This is a genomic window from Klebsiella sp. HMSC16A12 (assembly GCF_001808265.1).
GTDB lineage: Bacteria > Pseudomonadota > Gammaproteobacteria > Enterobacterales > Enterobacteriaceae > Klebsiella > Klebsiella pneumoniae.
The window spans coordinates 1-2,611 of sequence record NZ_KV792553.1; the positions used below are offsets into that span (position 1 = coordinate 1).

Genomic DNA, 2,611 nt, shown 5'->3' on the forward strand with positions numbered 1-2,611 from the left:
CGCCCTGAGGCCGTTTTAGCGGTGCGTACAATTAAGGGATTATGGTAAATGGTGACTTGGTTAATCATAAACATCCTGGGGGATGGCATACACCAGCTGGATATCCGGTGCATCGTTGAGCCATCGACCTGATTTTTTCATCAGGTAGCCACCAATTTCTTCGGTAGTCAGCCGAGCATGAAACAATGCTTCATCATTGAACCAGCAGTCAGGGTGATAGATGAGATCCAGTGGGTTTGCCCTGAAATTAATCTCCAGTAACTGGAGTGCATAGCTGTGGTCAGATGCACTACCTTCTGCTTTGCGTATAAAGTTGATAACGTCGTTCAGTTCTGTCCATGTAAAGTCATCAAGGTATTTTTCCTGATTAAGCGCCATCCTGGTGAAATCTAGTGCACTTGTCCAGGATGAAAAATCACGAAAATCAGAGAACCCGCAGGGCATGACGACCTGTGCATTCCAGTCTGCCATCATCTGTTTTAGTTCTTCATTGTTTTCGTCCATCCCGTTATCGATGTGATCGAGAATGCCATTCAGCTGACTGACCAGTTCTTTCATCTGTTTACGGGTGACCCGTGCGGGTTTCATTCGCTCAGGTAATGGCATCAGAAATACTCTCTTTTTTATCGTGCACTCGGGGGAACTAAGTAATCTATCGGGCTATGAATCAGAGCTCAAATCGTTTTTTTTTCTTTCTGATGATCCGCATTCAGCGCTTTTGTGGCTGTAGGCCCATCAGAAGCAGAAAAAGCTGCACGAGCGGAGAAGGTAGCTAAGGAAAAACAGCAAGCAGAAGAGGCTGCAAAAGCATTCGCAGCGAAAACAGCAGCGGCATCCGCCGCTGCGGAAAAAGAACGTCAGAATGCGATTTCTGCTGCGGCTGCTGCAGGTCAACATCAAACTGTTCCTGATGCGCGTAATAATCTGAATCAGGCGACTGCTGAAGCATCACGCCTGAAAACAGTGGCAGATAATGCCCTTAATACAGCGAAGAATAAGCGAAAGGAAGCTATCGATGCCGTACCAGTAGCAACTCAGGCTGAGAAAAAATATCAGGATCTGCAGCAAAGCATTAAAGGCCTCACGCTGAATAATAACGGCCAATACGGTACCCAAAAATGGGAGGTTATCAGTTCGAATAAAGAGCATGACCACTGGGGATACCGGTTCTATCCATCTGGGATCACAAAAGCTCAGGTTGATGCAGCGCAGAATGATGCGGTGAACAAACGAAATGCTGCCTCCAGTCTTGCCAGCCAGGCAACGGCCGCTGAGCAGGCCAGTCTGCAGGCATCAGCTGCCTATAATGCTGCAGAAACGCGCCGTCAGGCTGCCCAGGTTGCATTAGCGTCCGCAGAACAAGCCGCCGCTGCGGCAGAAAAAAACGACAGGCTGATGCAGCAGCGAAAGCCGCTGAGGAGGCCAGAACCATTGCCGAAAAAGCAAAAGCGCTGCTGGCCCGTCGTACAGCCGCAGATAAACTGAAATCTTCAGAGATTCAGGCTGTCAGGGGTATCCCGGCTACAGCGGCACCTTTTGCTATTCCTCTGACCTGGTCAACTGCGTCACGTGGAGGTTTTACTCTGTCGGCTGATGCTGCGGCCAGCCTGGGAGCTTTCATCAGCGAGGCTCTGGCGACGTTACGTGTCGCTGTGGTGGCTAACCCGGTAGCATTAACCATTGCCGGTCTTGTGTTATCGAAATCAGTTGGCGTCGGTAGTGATATGGTGCCCGGTCGGGATATCAGTTCGATGATGCCTGGCGATGCGTTTGGTCTGCCTGATACCGCGGCATTGAATAAAGCAGCAGATCAGAAAACATCTGTCAGTATGCCGGTTCGTGGCCGTCTGGTTATGAATGATAGCGGCATTCTGGATGTTCAGCTGGTCAAAACCAATACTGCCGGTGCCGTGAAGGTCGCTCGTGCTGTACTGGATAAGGAAACCGGCTACTGGGGCTATACTCTTCCCGCTGTCGCAGATGTTCCGGCGCAAACTATTTTTGTCAGCCCGGCTGACGCACCTGGTGCAAACGGACCACTGACGCTAAGCGGGCCGGTACCACTACCGGAGCGTATTCTGCATACCGGTGATCAGATTTCGGCGCCACAGGCTACAGATAAAACCGTGACGCCGGTAGCGGATGACCTCGATTTTGAAGATATTATTCTGGTGTTTCCACCGGAGTCCGGCCTAAAACCGCTGTATATGATGTACCGTAGCCCTCGTAACATGCCCGGTACAGTAAGCGGCAAAGGGCAGAACGTTGGCAATAACTGGATGGGGGGGGCCAGTACCGGGGATGGTGCTCCTGTTCCTTCCCAGATTGCGGATAAATTACGCGGGAAGACTTTCGGTAGTTTTGATTCTTTCCGTCGGGCGTTCTGGAAAGCGGTTGCTGACGATTCTGCACTAAGCAAGCAATTTAGTGAAGCTGATATTAATCAGATGAAAGCTGGAAGGGCACCTACTGCGGACTTTTTAGAATCAGTAGGGAAACGTGTTAAAATTGAATTACACCACGAAAAAGAAATATCTCAAGGAGGGGCTGTTATGGATGTCGATAACATTAAGGCGCTAACACGGCTTTGTTGAATAAATCGAACTTTTGC

At 49.9% G+C, this 2,611-nt stretch carries 1 protein-coding gene and 1 pseudogene; one reads left to right on the forward strand and one right to left on the reverse strand.

Annotated features, from left to right (window positions below; translation table 11 throughout):
- Positions 1–60: 60 nt before the first annotated feature.
- The gene (locus HMPREF3140_RS06360) at positions 61–606 is read right to left on the reverse strand and encodes a hypothetical protein (protein WP_023317517.1); all 546 of its coding nucleotides are present in this window, start codon (positions 604–606) and stop codon (positions 61–63) included.
- A gap of 114 nt (positions 607–720) precedes the next feature.
- On the opposite strand from HMPREF3140_RS06360, the pseudogene HMPREF3140_RS06365 reads away from it, so the two are divergent.
- Positions 721–2,594, forward strand: a pseudogene (locus tag HMPREF3140_RS06365) (S-type pyocin domain-containing protein).
- Positions 2,595–2,611 lie beyond the last annotated feature (17 nt).